The sequence below is a fragment of the Nonomuraea basaltis genome (assembly GCF_005893125.1).
Taxonomy (GTDB): domain Bacteria; phylum Actinomycetota; class Actinomycetes; order Streptosporangiales; family Streptosporangiaceae; genus Nonomuraea; species Nonomuraea basaltis.
Map to the genome: position 1 here is coordinate 22,013 of NZ_VCJS01000065.1, position 16,575 is coordinate 38,587.

Consider the following 16,575-nt stretch of genomic DNA (forward strand, 5'->3'; position numbering starts at 1 on the left):
GGTCAGGCGTTCGCGGGCGTGACGGTGCGCTGCCAGGCGTCGTAGCCGCCGATCAGGTCGGACACCTGCTCGCGTCCCTCGTGCTCCAGGAGGCTCATGGCGATGACCGAGCGGTTGCCGCCGGCGCAGTAGACGACGACGGGGTGGTCCTGGGGGATCTCGGAGAGCCGTCCGGCGAGCTGGGCGAGCGGGATGTGCAGCGCGTTCTCGATGGCGCCGCCCGCCACCTCGCTCGCGTTGCGCACGTCGAGGAGCAGCGGCGGCTGATTGTCGTCGAGCGCGGCGCGCAGTTCGGCGGCGGTCAGGCGGCTGCTGTGGGCGATCTCGCCGGGCATGGCGAGGAAGGCGCCCTCGGGCTCGCGCAGGTATCCGCCGACCGTGTCGAACCCGATCCGCGCCAGGCGGGTGACGACCTCGCTCTCGCGGTCCTGCGGGGCGATCACCACGATCTCCTTGTTCGGTGCGACGACCGTGCCGGTCCGCTCGGCGAAGCGGCCGTCGGCGGCGACGTTGATCGAGCCCCGCAGGTGGGCCAGCGTGTACTCCTGCGGGTCGCGCGTGTCGAGGACGACGGCGCCCGCCGACCGCCTGGACAGGAACTCCTCCCCTGACAGGGGGACGGTGTGCGCGTCCACGTCGAGCAGCTCGTGATGCTTGCGGTTGAGCACCGCGTCGTAGACGAAATAGCCGGGGGCGGGCGGCTGGCCCTCGGTCACGATGGACACGAACTCGTCCTCGCTCATCGGCGCGCACGCGTAGTTGGTCAGGCGCTGCCGGCCGATGGTGGACTGGCGTTCGGTGGACAGGTTCTTGCCGCAGGCCGATCCGGCGCCGTGTGCCGGGAAGACGCGGGTGGCGTCCGGCAGCCGCATCAGCTTGTGCTGGACGCTGTCGTACAGCATGCGTCCGAGCTGGTCGGCCGTCGCCCCGAGCGAGGCGAGCAGGTCGGGACGGCCCACGTCGCCGACGAAGAGCGCGTCGCCGGTCAGCACGCCGTACGGCGCCTGGTCCGCGGCGTGCTCGAACACCAGCACGCTGATCGACTCCGGTGTGTGGCCCGGGGTCTCCAGGATCTCCAGGACGACGTCGCCGAGCTCGATGCGCTCGCCGTCGGCGAGCTTGCGGATCGGGTACTCGGCCTCGGCCTTGCGCCCGTACCCGATCCAGGCGCCAGTGCGGGCGGCGAGTTCGAGATGGCCGGCGATGAAGTCGGCGTGGAAGTGAGTGTTGATCACTCCTTCGATCCGCAGGCCGTGCGCCTCGGCGTCGGTGATGTACTCGGTGACGTCACGCCGGGGGTCCACCACGACCGCGCGTCCCGTCTTGGGGTCGCCGATCAGGTACGAAGCCTGGGAGAGACAGTCCAGGTAGTACTGGGCGAAGAACATGGTCTTCCTCCTGTTATTGGCCGAATTTTGTGACTTCTTGCTGAGCAGTAGGTACGCGGCGGTGGCCAGCGTCACCGCCCCCGCGGCGACCAGTGCGACGACGCCCCACGCCGTGTGGAACAGGGTCGGCGGCGCCTGCTGGACCAGCAGGAACACCCCCATCACGAGCACGAACCAGCCGAACGCCGTGCGCAGCCGCTCGGCCCTGATCCGCCCGGCGAGATGCCCGCCGAGCAGGCCGCCGGCGATTGCGGCGGCGGTGACCGGCAGCGCGATCGACCAGTCGACCTGGACGGACTGCAGGTAGCCCGCGAGCCCGGCGAACGACTTCATCGCGATGACGATCAGTGAGGTGGCCACGGCCGCGCTCATGGGCATGCCGCCGAGCAGCACCAGCGCGGGTACGACCAGGAATCCGCCGCCCGCGCCCACCAGTCCGGTGACCAGGCCGACGATGGCTCCTTCCGTGATCACGAGGAGGATCGGCAGCTCCTTGGCGCCGCTCGGAGCGGGCTCGGCGGTCTTGCGGCCGCGGATCATCGCGACAGCGGTGGCGAGCATCATCAGCGCAAACCCCGCCAGCAACACAGTGGCGGGAAGGTGCGGCCCGAGCAGCCCGCCGCCGTACGCGCCGGCCATGCCGGCGAGGCCGAAGACGACTCCGGTACGCCACCGGATGCGTCCGGCCCTGGCGTGTCCGATGGCGCTCACCATGCTGGTCGCGCCAACGACGAACAGCGACATCGCGATGGCGGCCTTGGCCGGGACGCCGGCCAGGTAGACCAGTAGCGGCACGGTGAGGATGGACCCTCCTCCGCCGAACAGACCGAGAGTCAGACCGACTACCAAGGCCGCAGCGAGGGTCAGAACACTCATATCATTCCTTCCCATACCCCTGGGGGTATGTAGACGACAGGCGTCGCCGCCGGTGGTGCGACCGGGGCGGAGGGTCAGGCGTTCGAGCGGCTGATGCCGGCCAGGGCCGCGTCCACGTCGACGCCGGGTCCGCGGTTGTACCGCAGGCGGGAGAGCAGCATGCCCATGGCGCAGGTATCGGTCACAGCGGCGAAGGCCGGGCCCGCATCGATGAAGGCGGGGCTCCGGAGGCGATCCATGCGTTCATACCGCCCGAGAGCACGACCGTGTCCGGCAGTCCGGCCTCGCAGAGCCTCCTGTGCGCCTGGGTAGCCCGCCGGTCGAGCGGCAGGTTGATCGCGCCGTCGATGTGTGCGGCCTCCAACTCGCCGGGGGCGCGCACGTCCACGACAAGTGCGTCGGGGTTGGACGCGACCATGGCGCGGGCGGTGGTGGTGTCGACGTTCGAGGAGTCGTCGTCGGTGTTCATCGCTCCTCGTCTCACGTGAGGATATACCCCCGGGGGTACCTTCCTTGGCCATTTATACTCCCGGGGTAGTGGGAAGGCAAATTCGAAAGTCCGGACTCAGATCCCTGAACGCTCACGTCGTGAAGAGCGGCTGCAGGGGCGCCTGCGCGCCACCTGTTTCCATACCCCGACAGTCGATGGCGTGGAGGGTCGTTCATCACGAGCGGGCCGGGCACTCGTCCGCAGCAAGGGCGAGGCCGCGCCGGCGCACGCCAAGATCGACTGGCCTTACAGGAGAAGGCATAGGGTCAAGGCCGGCGTGGACCCGTTCTTCGCACGAGACCGTCGACAGCCCACCCGCAGGCCGTGCTGGGCCGCCAGGACCTCGTCGACGACCAGCTCGTCCCGGGCTTGTGCGGTGCGGCCGGTCAGCAACGCGATCAGCGTGAGGGACAGCGCCACGGCCGCATCGAGTCGGCCGTGCGATGCCCTGCGTGCCGCGACGGCGCAGGTCGTAGTGCCCTGGCCTGAGTGACTTTAGTCACTGTTGGCGATCACGGCCGTTCTTTACGTTGAGCTTACGGCGATCGAAAGCCTATCTGTGAGGTGGGAAATGCGATTGACAGGGCAGGAATGGTGGGCGCTGATCCACGGCATGCTGCTGGGCGGGTTGTTTCTGCTGGCCTTCGCCGGCGGCTTGGCCGAGCTGTACAGCCTGCGACCCCGCATGGTGACCGCGCAGGGCATCCGGATGCGGATGCTGCGCCTGAAGATCGGGACGACCACGATGGCGGTGGCCGCCTGGCTGACCGTCATCACCGGCACGTGGATCGTCTACCCCTGGTACCGGGCGAAGGGCCCCGATAGCCCCAGATCACGGCTGCTGGCCTCGGAGCACACCGCGGGCTGGCACGAGTTCGCGATGGAGTGGAAGGAACACGTCGCCTGGATCAGCCCGATCCTGGCCACCGTGGTGGTGTTCATCGTCTTCTACTACGGCACCAATCTGATCCGCCACGAGCGGGTCCGCCGTACCACGATCACCCTGTTCGTCCTGGCCTTCGCCCTTGCCGCGGTGGCCGGTCTGTTCGGAGCGTTGATCACCAAAGTCGCGCCCGTCGCGTAAGGGAAAGGGAAGAGGAGAATCGCGATGACCACCGAACTCGATTTCGAGCAGCAGATCCACTACGTGCCCAAGCCGGAGGGCCCGATCGCGGCGGCCATCCTCGCCGCCGGCGTGGGCTCGGCGGCGCTGGGCCTGTTCACCACGCTGGCCGAGGCCAGCCCGGCCGTCAAAGAAGGGCTGGCCTGGAGCAAGGCGGTCGGCCCGCTGTCGGGCAAGACCATCGGCGCCGTCATAGTGTGGCTGGTCGCCTGGCTGGTGCTGCACCTGAGGCTGCGTACCAGCGCCTATGAGACCCGCCGCGCTTTGACGATCGCCCTGGGCCTGATCGGGCTGGGCGTGCTGGGCACCTTCCCGATCTTCTTCCAGCTGTTCGGCTGACACCACGATGATCTGGGCAACGAGTCCGGCCGTGGCCGGACTCGTTGCGAGCTGCTGGACGCGGTGTGGGGCGGCCGGTACATCAGCGACTCAGCGCTCACCAGCAGAGTGAAGATGCTCCGCCGGGCTCTCGGCGACGACGGGAACCAGCAGCGGGTCATCGCCACCGCGCACGGGATCGGCTACCGGTTCGTGGCCGAGGTGGCCGAACTCGACGACGACGCCGTTGACGCCGGCGACGCCGTCGACGAACCGGGCATCGTGCGACCGCCACAGCAGATCCGATACTGCGTCTCGCCGGACGGCGTGCGCGTGGCTTACGCGATCTCCGGCACTGGTTCGCCGCTGGTCAGGGCGGCGAACTGGCTCACCCACCTCGACCTGGAATGGTCCAGCCCGATCTGGGCGCACTGGCTTGACGGGCTGGCCCACCACCACCGGCTGATCCGCTACGACGAGCGCGGATGCGGTCTGTCTGATTGGGAGGTCGCCGACTTCAGCTTCGACGCGTGGGTCAACGACCTCGAGCTCGTCGTGATGGCAGCAGATCCACCACCACCCAGTGCCTGAACGGGTGGGTGACCGACAGCCGGACGCCACCGAGCGGCACGGGTGGGCGGCCTAGTTATCGTCAATTTGACGATAAAAATCGGACCGTACTACCCTGATCCATGTGGCACACCTGCGCATTGCCCTAGCACAGACCAACCCGGTCGTCGGTGACCTGGCGGCCAACTCCGCCAAGCTGCTGGACTGGACGCGCCAGGCCGCCGCCGGGGGCGCGCACCTGGTTCTGTTCACCGAGATGTTCCTCACCGGCTATCCCGTGGAGGACCTGGCACTCCGCTCCTCCTTCGTGGACGCCTCGATCGCCACGCTGGAGCGGGCGGCCGCCCGGCTGGCCGAGGAGGGGCTCGGCGAGCTCCCCGTGGTCGTCGGCTACATGGACCGGGCCGACCTCGCGCCGCGCGTCGGCCAGCCCAAGGGCGCGCCGCTGGACGCCGCGGCCGTGCTCCACCAGGGCAAGGTCGTCACCCGTACGGCCAAGCACCACCTGCAAAACTACGGAGTCTTCGATGAGTACCGCTACTTCGTCCGCGGCGACCGGCTGCCCGTCTTCAGGCTGCACGGTGTCGACGTGGCCATCGCGGTCTGCGAGGACCTGTGGCAGGACGGCGGGCCCGTGGCGGTGGTCGGCCAGGCGGGCGCCGGGCTGCTGGTCGTGCCGAACGCCTCGCCGTACGAGCGGGAGAAGGACGACGTCCGGCTGGAGCTCGTGGCCCGGCGGGCGCGGGAGGCGGGCTGCGCGCTGGCCTACGTCAACCAGGTGGGCGGGCAGGACGAGCTGGTCTTCGACGGCGACTCGATCGTGGTCGGCGCCGACGGCGAGCTCGTCGCGCGGGCCGGGCAGTTCCGCGAGGAGCTGCTGCTGGTGGACCTGGACCTCCCGGTCGCCGACCGGGAGCCGGGCAAGACGGCCTACGACGCGGGCGACGGCTCGACGATCACCGTGGACCGGCTCGTGCTCTCCAGCGAGCCCGTGACGATCGACTCGCCCATCACGCCCTCGATCGCGCCGCGGCTGGACGACGTGGCCGAGATCTATTCGGCGCTGGTGCTGGCCGTGCGGGACTACGTGGCCAAGAACGGCTTCGAGTCGGTCATCCTGGCCCTGTCGGGAGGCATCGACTCGGCCCTGACCGCCACCATCGCCTCCGACGCCGTCGGCCCCGAGAGGGTCCACGTCGTGATGATGCCCTCGCGCTACTCCTCCGAGCACTCCGTCGCCGACGCCGAGGAGCTGGTGCGCCGCCAGGGCGTCAACTCACGCCTGGTGCCGATCAACGGCATCGTCACCGCCTTCGAGAAGGAGATCGAGCTCACCGGGCTGGCGGCGGAGAACCTCCAGGCCCGGGTGCGCGGCATGGCGCTGATGGGGCTCTCCAACGAGCACGGGCACCTGGTGCTCACCACCGGGAACAAGAGCGAGCTGGCCACCGGCTACTCCACCCTCTACGGCGACTCGGCGGGCGGCTTCGCGCCGATCAAGGACCTGCCCAAGACCATGGTCTGGGAGCTGTCGCGCTGGCGTAACGCCCACACCGACGGCTGGTTCCGCATGGACGTCGCCCGGCCCATCCCGGAGAACTCCATCACCAAGGAGCCCAGCGCCGAGCTCCGCCCCGGCCAGTGCGACACCGACTCGCTGCCGCCGTACGAGGTGCTGGACCGGCTGCTGGACGACTACGTCGTGAAGGACATGGGCTCGGCCGAGCTGGTCGCCGCCGGCCACGACCCCGACCTGGTGGCGCGCATCATCAGGCTGGTGGACCTGGCCGAGTACAAGCGGCGCCAGTATCCGCCCGGCCCCAAGATCACCCCGAAGAACTTCGGCCGGGACCGCCGCCTGCCCATCACCAACCGCTGGCGCGAGACCACTTAGGCCCGTTTTCCGCATGTGGAGGAATGCATGAAGATCCGCCGCAGTGCCGGCACCGGGCCCTTCTCACGCGGCCCGGCCAACGTCATGGTGTCTTCGAGCACGTGCCAGGTGCCGCGCCGCTCGGCAGGTATGCCGGCGTCCCGGGCGTAATACGGGGCCAGGGCCGTCCGACGGCTGCCCGCCGCGCCGCCCCGGTCGGATCGTGATCTTGTCAAGGAATCGAACGTTTTCTCGGCAAGTTCATTGAGTTGCCATCGGCCTCGTCTTTGAAAACGGACCGTACCGGTCTTCTGATAGGACCTGACAAAAGTAGTCGAGCCAAAGCCTTGACGTTTGTGCGGCGCCGCGTTCATGATGATCGATAACTGCGCCAGAAGGGCTGGGTATGGCAGCTGCGAAGGTGACTGTGCGTGCGCCGAGCGGTCGAATTGTCGACATCACCGCCGGGACCGAGGAAAAAATATTAGGCGTCAACACATCTTGCATGTTGACGACGGGAAAGACATCCCGAGTGTTTATGATCGGCGCCCGAGGCTACCACGATATCGCGTGCGAGGCCGTGGTCAAGGCCTCCCTCGCCTGGCGCGGTTACGTGGCGGGCCGCGAGCTGGTCGCTTCCATGTCCGACGATGGTGCGGTGCTGGTCACAACGCTTCTCGGGCCTTTCCACGAACTGATGACCGTCTGGGCCGACGGAGTGCCCAATCAGAAGCGGATCGAGGACGTCTTCGCCTCCCTCGTCATCGAGGACACGGCCGAGGGAATGGTTGTCAAACCCAATAGCGATTCCTTCGCCAGCCATGCGTGGGAAGACGTGGGCGTCATTGTTGAGGGACGAGGCTCGCTACACGTCCCCGACGCCACAGGCGCCGGCGGGATGACACCGTCATGGCGGGGCGCGAAAACCCAGAAAGGCGAGCTCTGGAAGCGTCCTCTGCCGGACAGGGAAACATCGGCCGCGTCCGTACGCGACTATTTCTACATTCTTGGATGCCCGCGTGGATCCGCAGAGATCAAGCTCTCATCCGATGCGCCGGCCAGCGATTCTGATTTGCTGAATTGGCTGGACGTTCTCGAAATCGCCTGGCGCTGACATGAGCCTGACGACTGCCTTGTGGATTGTCACGTGGGCCGCTCTGATCCTGCTCTACCTGGCGCTGCTCAGAGTGTTTCACGAGTTGCGGACGTTGCGGGCGGAGCTCGCGTCCTCCCGGCTGAACACCGCCGGTCAGCAGCCGATCGATCTTCCCGGGTGGCAGGAGCCCGAGGCGCGCGTCGTGCTGGCGGTCGACAGCACATGCCCTGCTTGCTGGGCCACGGTGGAGGAGACGACCCCTTTGTCCGGCGCCACGAAGATCATCCTCCTCACGCACGAGCCCGCCGCCACGTGGGCGGCCGTACAGGACAAGTTCGACGTCAGGGAAGACACGGCGGCGTGGACGGCCCTGGCACACCTCTCCGCACCGATCGTGCTCCTGGTCGGTCCAAGCGGCCGGGTCGAAGAGGTCGTACTTCCCGCCAAGCAAGGCGATGCCCAGGAGGCGATCCTGCGCTGGACCGCGATGAAAGGGGACGACCGTGACGCTGAGCTGGTCTGAGATTCCATCCGCCGACGAACGGCCTGCCGACCAACGCCAACAGAGCGCGGCGTTGAGCCTCCTGGAGACCAGGCCCCAGCGGCGTACGGTTCTGCGCATGGTCACCATCTCCGCGATGGCGCTGGGCGGCACCGTCTTGAGCTGGGGCAGTCGCGGCATGACAGGCAAGGCCGCCCGGGCAGATGTGAGCCCACTCGCTCTCACCGAATGGACCACCTGCCGAGTGGACTACGCGCCCGACGCGGACACCGGAGGCGCCTACTACGGTCTGGCCGCGGCGTGTAATGGGGGCTCGTACCGGGCCAGCACGTTCTGCAGGAGCGGATGGCACAGGACCGATGCCGAGGCCGCGGGGCCGACGACCAAGGATTACTCGGCGGTCAGCAACCGGTGCTGGTCGACCTCGGACGGCAGGAACGCCTGGCGCTGGGCCGCAGGCGGATACACCTATCGCTGCTCTGACGGCAAGATGAAGGTCTGCGCCAGCGGTGGATGCACCACGTACAACACCGTGTGCCGCTACCGGGTCTGATTCATGAGACAGCGCGCGGCAGAACCGGCCGTCATCGCTCTCACCATCATCGCGTGTGGTGGTGCGCTCGGCCTGGCCGGTGCCGTGGCCCTGGCACCGGCCGCGGCGCTGTGGCCGGCGCTGGGCGTGGCCGCGGGCTATTCGCTCAGCGGATCCACTTGAAGCAAGAATTCAGCCGATGTGCTGGGAGTGTCGGGTCGGCGCTCTTATTCGCTTCAGGCCTTTGCCCTCGGGCTGGTGATCGGGGGCGTCGCGTCCGCGACCGTCCTGCTGATCGTGGGCGCCGTTCTGCAATCGGTGCTGCCGCCGGCCGTACGCTGGGGACTGGTGGTCGTTGGCCTGGCCGTCTTGGTGGCTCGCCACCTCGGGTGGGTGAGCTTCCCGATGCCCGAGAACCGGCGACTGGTTCCCGAGACGGTGTTCCGGCTGGGACGGTTCGTGGCACCCCTGCAGTTCGGCATCGAGATGGGGACCGGTGCTCGGACGTACGTCACCAGCAACCTGCCCTACATGCTGGCCCTCATGGTCGCCCTGGTGGCTGATCTCGGAGGTGGATTGCTGGCCGGGGTGGGATTCGGCATCGGGCGCGCCTTGATGACGTGGGGAGCGGGGCGGATGCCGCACACCTCGGACTGGCACGCCAAGTGGACTCAGCGGAGTGGGCTCGTGGGGGCGTTGCTGATGATGGTCTTTCTGGGTTTGTCGAGCGTTCTTGGGTTTATCGCCGTATGACGGTTGTTGGAGTTATTTCGGCTGCGGCTGGCGTGCTGTTGCTGGCCGCCGGGACCTGGAAATTACGGCACAGGCGGCTGTTTCGAGGGGCGCTGCGCGGTCAGGGCCTGCATTCGGCTTCCTTGCTGGCGCTGCTTTCGTATGCCGTGCCTGGGGTGGAACTGGTCCTCGGCGCCGGTCTCCTGCTGACGCCGTGGCTCGCCCCGGCTGTCATCTGGCCTCTCACCGTGGCCACCACGGGATTCGGGCTGGCATTGCTGGGCTACGTCACTATCGGCTTCGTCCGGTTCCGCGGCAAGCCGTGTGGGTGCCTGTCGGCGGATGAGACGTTCGGTGCGTGGAGTTTCGTGCGGGCCGCTCTCGTCGTCGGGGCCGGGCCGGCGGCGTTGCCGGCCGTTGACGTGGTGGTCCAGTTGACGGGCGCCGTGCTGGGCTTGGTGCTGGTCGCCCTTCCGAGGGTAACGAACGGTTCCGGTCGTGGGCGATCTGGCCACCATGGTCAACACCAAGCTCAAACGCATGCGGTACCGCCCGCGGCTGCTGGACGGCTTCATCGCGGAGACCGGCCTGATCCTCAACCACCGTAACTTCCATCCTTCAATCTCAGAAGCGGCGTGACGCGGCCTGCTGCTGCCCGCCGACGGCCCGGACTTCCCGCCAAGCCGGATCGGTCTTCCTCAACCCATCGCTCACCCCCGCCCAGGCCGAGGCGGTACGCGCCGCCGACGGTCCCCTCCACCACGACGGCGTCGACGGGTCGGCCCGCCGGTCGGGCGTCTGGTGGACGAGCGCGGCGTGAGCTCCATCGGACGGGTCCCGGCCCGCTCAGGGCGTGAATTTTTCATGATCCAAAATGAAGACCTCACGAGATGGTAGAAATAGGGCGCAAGTGAGGTCCTGGGAGTAGGGGCGATGGATGATCCGGGTTCTGCTCGCCGAGGACATGCACATGATCCGAGGGGCACTGGTCGCACTGCTCGAGCTCGAACCCGACATCAAGGTGGTCGCGGAGGCCGCGACCGGTGACAAGATCGTGCCCATGGCGCTAGAGCACGCGCCGGACGTGGCGGTGATCGACATCGAGCTGCCCGGCGTCGACGGGCTCACCGCCACGGCCGAGCTGCGCAGGCGGTTACCGCGATGCCGGGTGCTGGTCGTGACGAGTTTCGGTCGTCCGGGAAACGTGCGCAAAGCCTTCGCCGCCCAGGCGTCCGGGTTCATGGTCAAGGACGCCCCGCCGGACCAGCTCGCCGACGCGATCAGGAGGGTCGCGGCGGGTGAGCGGGTGATCGATCCCAATCTCGCCCTGGCCGCGCTGGAGATGGTCGAGAGCCCGCTCAAACCGCGCGAGCTGGAGGTGCTCCGGAGGTTCTCCGACGGCGAGGACGTGGAGCAGATCGCCGAGGCGCTGTTCCTGTCCGTGGGCACCGTACGCAACTACCTCACCGCGATCGTCGCCACGCTGCACGCCCGCAACCGGCTGCACGCCGTCAGGATCGCCCAGGACGCCGGTTGGCTCTGAGCCCTGCTCGCCTACTCGCCGCCTTCATCTGCGTCATGTGTGTAGTGCGGGTGTGTTTCCACATCGGCGAGGCCTCGGCCGGGCCGCTGACCGTGGCGAGCATCATCCTGGTCGCCGCGCTCCAGCTACCGATCTCGCTGCCAGGCAGGCGGCGCCTGTCCGCCGTGCTCTTCCCGGTGCAGGCCGTACTGAACTACCTGCCCCTGCTGGCCGACGCCGACAGCTGGCGGGCCGGCGGCTCCGGGTTCGTCGCCGCCTCGGCCCTCCTCGTCGTGAGCGGTCCCTCCGCATGGCTGATCGTCGGGCTGATCACGGTCGTCGAGGGAGCCATGGCGTCCGCTCTGGACCGCGCACCCGTGCACGTCTACTACGCGGTCGTCGCCCCCCTCAGTCTCGGCCTGATGCTGTACGGCCTCAGCCGGCTCGCCGACCTCCTGGACCACGTCCAGCGGGAGCGATCCGAGCTGGCGGCCAGGGCCAGGGAGGTCGAGCGGCTACGGCTGTGGCGGCACGTACAACACCTGGTGGTGAGCAGCGTGGCCGCCGTCGAGCATCTGGCGCGGCAAGCGCGACGCCAGGGCGACGAGGAGGCGGTGCGCAGAGAGGTCTCTCGGGCCGTGGCCATCGCACGCAAGGTGCTCAACCGCGTACGGTCCCTCCCACTCGCCGACGGCCCGATCCCGGTCCCGCCTCGCGATCACGATGCGCGAATCGTATGGCTGGCCACGCCGATCCTCGTCGTCACGCACATGCTGTTCATCGGGCAGTCCCTGTTCAACTTCGCCGCCGACGAGGCGCTCGATCCCGGCTCTGGAGGCGTCGGCTACCTGGCCCTGCTGCCTGCGACCTTCGCCCTGCAGTTCTGGCACTTGGCCGCCCTGCGTGTGGGCAGGCGGCCCAGAGGCCTGGGCTGGACGCTGCCGGCTCAGGCCATGACCATCTACGTGCCCCTGGTGGACGGGGAGACATCCGGGCTTCTGGTGTCAGGGTTCTTCGCCGGCGTCGTCCTGCTCTGCGCGCGGGCACCGGTGTCGTGGCCGCTGTGCGTGGCGATCTGCGGCATCGCCGCGGTAGAGGGCTGGCTCACCCGGACCCCGCTCCTTGCCGGCTATCAGTTCTGCAGTGCCCTGGCCACTGCTCTGGCGGTCTACGGGCTGACCCGGCTGGTCGCTCTCGTCACCGAGCTCAGGCGGACCCGGGCGGAGCTCGTCGAGCTGGTGGCCCTGCGCGAGCGGCTGAGGGTGGGCAGGGACGTGCATGACCTGCTCGGCCGCGGTCTCACGACGATCGTCCTGCACGGGGAGCTCACGCTGCGACTGCTCGACACGGACCCGAGCCGGGCGATGGGGCAACTCGATCAGGTGACGCAGGCGGCGCGGGCCGCGCTCTCGGACACCGCCCGTCTGAGCGCACCGGACGGCCGCCTGTCGCTGGCCGCCGAGGTCGACTCCGCCAGAGCCGTGCTGGAATCGATAGGAGCGGCCGTGCGGATCGACGCCACGGCCGTGCTCGGGCCGGCCGAGCCCGTGCTCGCGGTGGTGCTGCGCGAGGCGGTCACCAACGTGCTCAGGCACAGCACACCAGGCGAGTGCCTGGTCGAGATCACCGTCGAGGACGGCCGCGTACGGCTGCGCGTGGCCAACGACGGAGCCGCTCCCGCCTCCGGCGAGCCCAGCACGGGGCTGCGGAGCCTGCGCGCCCGCCTGGCCGCCATCGGCGGCGAGCTCACCACCACCCGGACCGGCGACCGCTTCGAGCTCCTCGCCCGCACACCGGTCGATCATGAGGATCTCACGCCCACAAGGTGAATCCGGCGACTGTGCCGGGGACCGCCCGGTGCCTCACAGTGAGTCCGCCACACTGACACGAGAGATCAACCGGGGATCATGAATCGTCGACAGTTCCTTGCGTCCACCGCGCTTTCCGGCCTCGCCTCGGCCTGCGGCTCCAGCGCCGCGGCTCCGCGTGCCGCGAGCGATCCGGCCGCCTTCCGCACCGAGCTGCGCGTGCCGCCGCTGCTCGAGCCCACGGTGGACAAGGACGGGACGCGGAGATTCACGCTGACGATGCAGCAGGGCCGGAGCGAGATCCTGGCCGGCAAGCCGGTCGAGACGTGGGGAATCAACGGCCCGCACCTCGGGCCGACGATCCGGGCGGCACGCGGCGACCGGGTCCGGATGACGGTCACCAACCGGCTGGACGAGGCGAGCACCGTGCACTGGCACGGCATGCGGCTGCCCGCGAAGATGGACGGCGGGCCGCACCAGACGATCGAACCGGGCGCCACGTGGAGTCCGCACTGGACCATCGACCAGCCCGCCGCCACATCCTGGTACCACCCGCACCCGCACGGCGAGACCGCCAAGCACGTCTACCGCGGCCTCGCCGGCATGTTCATCATCGATGATCGGACCACAGCGCAGCTCCCCTCCAGGTACGGAATCGACGACGTCCCCCTCATCCTGCAGGACAAGAATCTCGCCGAGGACGGCTCGCCGACGGGTGACCCGTTGAAGGGCACCTTCGGCATCCTGGGCGACCACATGCTGGTCAACGGCACGCACGCCCCTTTCTTGAACGTCCGCACCGAGCGGGTGCGCTTCCGGATCCTCAACGGATCGAACGCCCGCATGTACCACCTCACGTTCGCCGACCGCCGCGCGTTCCACGTCGTCGGCAACGACGCCGGCCTGCTGCCCGCCCCGGCCCAGGCGGACCAGGTCTCCCTCACGCCCGGCGAGCGCGTGGAGGTCGTCGTGACCTTCACACCCGGCGAGCAGGTCCTCCTGCGCACGCTCTCGGGGTCCGACGATATCGACGAGGGCGACTTCGACCTGCTGAAGATCGTCGCGGCGGCGCGGCTCGCCGCCTCCCCCCGCCTGCCGGCCAGCCTGACCGCCCCCGCTCCGATCGTGGTCCCGCCGAACGCCAAGGTCCGCCGGTTCCGGCTCAACGGCCACGACGCCATCAACGGCAAGGAAATGGACCTGTCGCGTATCGACGAGGTGGTTCCCGCCGACGCCACCGAGATCTGGGAGATCGAGAACACCGTCTACGCCCACAATTTCCACATCCACGAGGTGGCATTCCAAGTGCTCGACGTGAACGGGGACAAACCGCACGCGTACGCGAGCGGCCACAAGGACACCGTCTACGTGCCACCGAAGAGCACGGTACGGCTCGCCGTCCAGTTCGGCCGGTTCACCGACCCAGTCACGCCGTACATGTACCACTGCCACATCCTCCGGCACGAGGACTCCGGCATGATGGGGCAGTTCGTGATCGTGAAACCCGGCACCGAAAACCAGGTGCCCCGCACAATCGCCACCCACCACCACACGTAGCGCCGCCCTGCGCGGCCGAAACTCCGGTGCGCGCTCGCGGGACGCAATCGGCAAGGTCCACTCGGCGATCAGGACCTCGCCGGCCGTCGCATGCGTGGTGATCGTCCAGCTATCGACCGCAGCGCGCTCCCTCGCGGCCGCGGGCGGCCTGCCGGCGATCGGGTTTCCATCGTTGGCAGGCCGCCCGCCTCAGGGCCATCCGGGTACGTGCGTCACCAGGATGGTCTGCCGGCGGCTGTGGCCCAGGAGTGGGCGAGAGCGCCGAACCCCTGGATGGCCGTGGTCTCGCCCCGGACGGCCTGGGTCAGACTCCGAACGCCGCCGGGTAGCGGATGGTGCCGGTCGGCACGGGCAGGGTGGGGTCGAAGACGAGCGCCATCATGTACTTGTCCTCGACGTCGAAGGGCGGCCGGATGGAGTGGCCGGAGGCCGGGGTGAAGCCGAAACGCGGGTAGTACTCGGCGTGGCCGAGCACGAGCACGAGGTTCTCGCCCTGCTCACGGGCGGCTCGCAGGGCGGCGTGGATGGCGGCGGAACCGGCGCCGCGCCGCTGGTGCTCGGGCCGTACGGCGCACGGGCCCAGGGTGAGCGCCGGAGCGCCGTCGACGTGGCAGCGGGTGAGCAGCGCGAATCCGGCGATGGAGCCGTCGGGCGCCTCGGTGACCCAGGACAGGCCGGGAATCCACGCCTGCGGGTCGGCGCGCAGGGCCTCGACCAGGTCGGCCTCGAGAGAGGTGGGGAAGGCGGCGAGGTTGACCTCGCGGATCTGGGCGAGGTCGGCGGCGGGCTCCGGGCGGGTGATCCAGGAAGTGGTCATGGGAGTGTTCGAGTCCGTTTCTGTGCTCGCCTGCGGGCGCAGGACATAGCCGGTGTACTGGTAGTCCGTGCCGTGCTCGTGGCGCATGGTGATCTCTTGCGGGGTGGCCGCCATCGACGCCCGGATCGTACGGATGGCGTGGCCGACGCCGCGGGCGGCGGCGGCTCGCGTCAGTTCGTCGAGGAACGGCTGGTGCAGGTCGAGGATCGCGTCGTGCGGAGTGTCGCTCGCGGCGGTGGCTGTTCCTTGCGAGGAAGGGTCCGGCCCGGGGCCCCACTCAGCCGGCTGGTGGGTCTGTGGCGTCGGTGGGATGTGGTCGGTCATGACTGCTGGTCCCTGAACTTGTAGGTCGCGCGCAGATGGCTGGTGATGGCCTTCTGGCGGTTGGTGCGTTCGCCGCGCAGCCGGGCATCGGTGCGCGAGGCCGCCCACACGTTCTCGCGTTGTAGGGCCCTTGCCGTCCTGCGCCCGTACCTCGCCGGTGGCCAGAAGCTCGTCGCCGAGCAGCGCGTTGCCGAGGCTGGACTTGCCTGCGCCGGAGGATCCGAGCAGGACCGTGGTGCCGCTCAGCAGGGCGGTCAGCACATCTGTGTTCTGACCGGTGGCCGCGCTGGTGACCAGGATGTCCACGCCCGGTGCCAGCGTGCTCGCTTCGGCGCGCACGGCGGCGGCGTCGGTGGCCAGATCCGCCTTGGTCAAGACGATCAGCGGCCTGGCGCCGCTGTCCCACGCGAGGGCCAGCAGCCGTTCCAGCCGGGCCGCGTCCAGCGGAGCGGCCAGTGAGACGGCGACGACGACGGTGTCGATGTTGGCGGCCAGCACCTGCCCGTGGGAGGTGCGTGACGCCGACGAGCGCACGATCGCGCTGTGACGCGGCAGCAGGGCAACGAGTACCGGTTCGCGGCCCGGGCGCAGCGCGGCCCAGTCGCCGGTGCAGGGCGCCAGGAGCGGGTCGGGCGAGTACAGAGCCGTGAGGGCGGCCCGCACCGGGCCGGACTCGGTGACCGCGTCACACAGGCCGCGATCCACCCGTGCGATCCGGGCCGGCACCAGGCCGGCCTCGCGGTGTTCTGCGAAGGCGTTGTCGAGGGTTTCCGTCCATCCGTACCGGGACAGGCCGATGTCGGAAGGATCGGTGAAGAGGTTTGGCAACGTGAGACACCTTGCGGGAAGGGGCCCCGACGAGACGCAGACATCACCCCCGTCTCGTAAGCCGGACGGCTACGGCGAGGGGAAGAAGTGGGTCAGACCGGAGCCCGGGACGTGAGGAATGTCCGGGCGCTGCACACGGCAGCGGTCTTCACCGCGGTCATCAAACCTCACCTCCCTCTCATCCAGAAATCCAACACCAAACGATCAGCAGCCTAGCAG

At 68.9% G+C, this 16,575-nt stretch carries 18 protein-coding genes and 2 pseudogenes; 14 read left to right on the plus strand and 6 right to left on the minus strand.

Annotation, left to right across the window (positions count from 1 at the left end; genetic code table 11):
• Positions 1–2: 2 nt before the first annotated feature.
• The 3 genes from EJK15_RS77195 to EJK15_RS70920 form a co-directional block, all read right to left on the minus strand.
• Positions 3–2,264, minus strand: coding sequence for a TSUP family transporter (locus EJK15_RS77195; protein WP_338089895.1), 2,262 nt, complete (start codon positions 2,262–2,264; stop codon positions 3–5).
• Between the two features lie 181 nt (positions 2,265–2,445).
• Positions 2,446–2,733 (minus strand): rhodanese-like domain-containing protein, encoded by a 288-nt coding sequence (locus tag EJK15_RS28490; protein WP_338089896.1) that lies wholly within the window; start codon positions 2,731–2,733, stop codon positions 2,446–2,448.
• A gap of 267 nt (positions 2,734–3,000) precedes the next feature.
• Complete coding sequence (locus EJK15_RS70920; protein WP_171074580.1) at positions 3,001–3,174, minus strand: hypothetical protein; 174 nt, start codon at positions 3,172–3,174, stop codon at positions 3,001–3,003.
• Between the two features lie 151 nt (positions 3,175–3,325).
• Between EJK15_RS70920 and EJK15_RS28495 the strand changes: the two genes are divergently transcribed.
• The 4 genes from EJK15_RS28495 to EJK15_RS28510 all read left to right on the plus strand — a co-directional run bounded on the left by EJK15_RS28495 (position 3,326) and on the right by EJK15_RS28510 (position 6,659).
• Positions 3,326–3,838: a hypothetical protein gene (locus EJK15_RS28495; RefSeq protein WP_138713550.1), complete on the plus strand. Its 513-nt coding sequence runs from the start codon at positions 3,326–3,328 to the stop codon at positions 3,836–3,838.
• Positions 3,839–3,862: 24 nt separating this feature from the next.
• Complete coding sequence (locus EJK15_RS28500; protein ID WP_138713551.1) at positions 3,863–4,216, plus strand: hypothetical protein; 354 nt, start codon at positions 3,863–3,865, stop codon at positions 4,214–4,216.
• Between the two features lie 12 nt (positions 4,217–4,228).
• Positions 4,229–4,786, plus strand: coding sequence for an alpha/beta hydrolase (locus EJK15_RS28505; protein WP_138713552.1), 558 nt, complete (start codon positions 4,229–4,231; stop codon positions 4,784–4,786).
• A 103-nt stretch (positions 4,787–4,889) separates the two neighbouring features.
• Positions 4,890–6,659 (plus strand): NAD+ synthase, encoded by a 1,770-nt coding sequence (locus EJK15_RS28510; RefSeq protein WP_138713553.1) that lies wholly within the window; start codon positions 4,890–4,892, stop codon positions 6,657–6,659.
• Here the strand turns inward: EJK15_RS28510 and EJK15_RS70925 are convergent.
• Entirely contained in the window at positions 6,656–6,874 is a 219-nt protein-coding gene (locus tag EJK15_RS70925; RefSeq protein WP_171074581.1) for a hypothetical protein, read from the minus strand. The two genes, EJK15_RS28510 and EJK15_RS70925, sit on opposite strands and share 4 nt — an antisense overlap.
• Before the next feature lie 170 nt (positions 6,875–7,044).
• Between EJK15_RS70925 and EJK15_RS28515 the strand changes: the two genes are divergently transcribed.
• The 10 genes and pseudogenes from EJK15_RS28515 (at position 7,045) to EJK15_RS28550 (ending at position 14,387) form a co-directional block, all read left to right on the plus strand.
• Complete coding sequence (locus tag EJK15_RS28515; protein WP_138713554.1) at positions 7,045–7,752, plus strand: hypothetical protein; 708 nt, start codon at positions 7,045–7,047, stop codon at positions 7,750–7,752.
• 1 nt (position 7,753) lies between these two features.
• Positions 7,754–8,257 (plus strand): hypothetical protein, encoded by a 504-nt coding sequence (locus EJK15_RS28520; RefSeq protein ID WP_138713555.1) that lies wholly within the window; start codon positions 7,754–7,756, stop codon positions 8,255–8,257.
• 97 nt (positions 8,258–8,354) lie between these two features.
• On the plus strand, positions 8,355–8,789 hold the full coding sequence (locus tag EJK15_RS28525) for a hypothetical protein (RefSeq protein ID WP_138713556.1): 435 nt from the start codon (positions 8,355–8,357) through the stop codon (positions 8,787–8,789).
• 3 nt (positions 8,790–8,792) lie between these two features.
• Positions 8,793–8,951, plus strand: a complete 159-nt coding sequence (locus EJK15_RS70930) for a hypothetical protein (protein WP_171074582.1) — start codon at positions 8,793–8,795, stop codon at positions 8,949–8,951.
• Positions 8,952–9,026: 75 nt separating this feature from the next.
• Entirely contained in the window at positions 9,027–9,521 is a 495-nt protein-coding gene (locus tag EJK15_RS28530; protein WP_206061151.1) for a hypothetical protein, read from the plus strand.
• A pseudogene (locus EJK15_RS77720) lies at positions 9,518–9,886 on the plus strand (MauE/DoxX family redox-associated membrane protein); the annotation flags it as partial. The gene EJK15_RS28530 and the pseudogene EJK15_RS77720, both read left to right, overlap by 4 nt.
• 112 nt (positions 9,887–9,998) lie before the next feature.
• A complete protein-coding gene (locus tag EJK15_RS70935) occupies positions 9,999–10,139 on the plus strand; it encodes a hypothetical protein (protein WP_171074583.1) in 141 nt (46 codons plus the stop codon).
• A 298-nt stretch (positions 10,140–10,437) separates the two neighbouring features.
• Complete coding sequence (locus EJK15_RS28535) at positions 10,438–11,043, plus strand: response regulator transcription factor (RefSeq protein WP_138713558.1); 606 nt, start codon at positions 10,438–10,440, stop codon at positions 11,041–11,043.
• Positions 11,044–11,078: 35 nt separating this feature from the next.
• Entirely contained in the window at positions 11,079–12,851 is a 1,773-nt protein-coding gene (locus tag EJK15_RS28545; RefSeq protein WP_171074584.1) for a sensor histidine kinase, read from the plus strand.
• Positions 12,852–12,929: 78 nt separating this feature from the next.
• Positions 12,930–14,387 (plus strand): multicopper oxidase family protein, encoded by a 1,458-nt coding sequence (locus EJK15_RS28550; protein ID WP_171074585.1) that lies wholly within the window; start codon positions 12,930–12,932, stop codon positions 14,385–14,387.
• A gap of 304 nt (positions 14,388–14,691) precedes the next feature.
• Here the strand turns inward: EJK15_RS28550 and EJK15_RS72995 are convergent, their stop codons facing one another.
• Both EJK15_RS72995 and rsgA read right to left on the minus strand, forming a co-directional pair.
• Complete coding sequence (locus EJK15_RS72995; protein WP_206061153.1) at positions 14,692–15,204, minus strand: GNAT family N-acetyltransferase; 513 nt, start codon at positions 15,202–15,204, stop codon at positions 14,692–14,694.
• A 498-nt stretch (positions 15,205–15,702) separates the two neighbouring features.
• Positions 15,703–16,254, minus strand: a pseudogene (gene rsgA, locus EJK15_RS77200) (GTPase RsgA); the annotation flags it as partial.
• Positions 16,255–16,575 lie beyond the last annotated feature (321 nt).

What these genes read in the sequence shown, in the direction of transcription:
- EJK15_RS77195 (WP_338089895.1), bottom strand. Translation starts at nt 2,264, where the DNA reads ATGAGTGTTCTGACCCTCGCTGCGGCCTTGGTAGTCGGTCTGACTCTC.
- EJK15_RS28490 (WP_338089896.1), bottom strand. Translation starts at nt 2,733, where the DNA reads ATGAACACCGACGACGACTCCTCGAACGTCGACACCACCACCGCCCGC.
- EJK15_RS28495 (WP_138713550.1), top strand. Translation starts at nt 3,326, where the DNA reads ATGCGATTGACAGGGCAGGAATGGTGGGCGCTGATCCACGGCATGCTG.
- EJK15_RS28500 (WP_138713551.1), top strand. Translation starts at nt 3,863, where the DNA reads ATGACCACCGAACTCGATTTCGAGCAGCAGATCCACTACGTGCCCAAG.
- EJK15_RS28515 (WP_138713554.1), top strand. Translation starts at nt 7,045, where the DNA reads ATGGCAGCTGCGAAGGTGACTGTGCGTGCGCCGAGCGGTCGAATTGTC.
- EJK15_RS28520 (WP_138713555.1), top strand. Translation starts at nt 7,754, where the DNA reads ATGAGCCTGACGACTGCCTTGTGGATTGTCACGTGGGCCGCTCTGATC.
- EJK15_RS28525 (WP_138713556.1), top strand. Translation starts at nt 8,355, where the DNA reads ATGGTCACCATCTCCGCGATGGCGCTGGGCGGCACCGTCTTGAGCTGG.
- EJK15_RS70930 (WP_171074582.1), top strand. Translation starts at nt 8,793, where the DNA reads ATGAGACAGCGCGCGGCAGAACCGGCCGTCATCGCTCTCACCATCATC.
- EJK15_RS28535 (WP_138713558.1), top strand. Translation starts at nt 10,438, where the DNA reads ATGATCCGGGTTCTGCTCGCCGAGGACATGCACATGATCCGAGGGGCA.
- EJK15_RS28545 (WP_171074584.1), top strand. Translation starts at nt 11,079, where the DNA reads ATGTGTGTAGTGCGGGTGTGTTTCCACATCGGCGAGGCCTCGGCCGGG.
- EJK15_RS28550 (WP_171074585.1), top strand. Translation starts at nt 12,930, where the DNA reads ATGAATCGTCGACAGTTCCTTGCGTCCACCGCGCTTTCCGGCCTCGCC.
- EJK15_RS72995 (WP_206061153.1), bottom strand. Translation starts at nt 15,204, where the DNA reads ATGACCACTTCCTGGATCACCCGCCCGGAGCCCGCCGCCGACCTCGCC.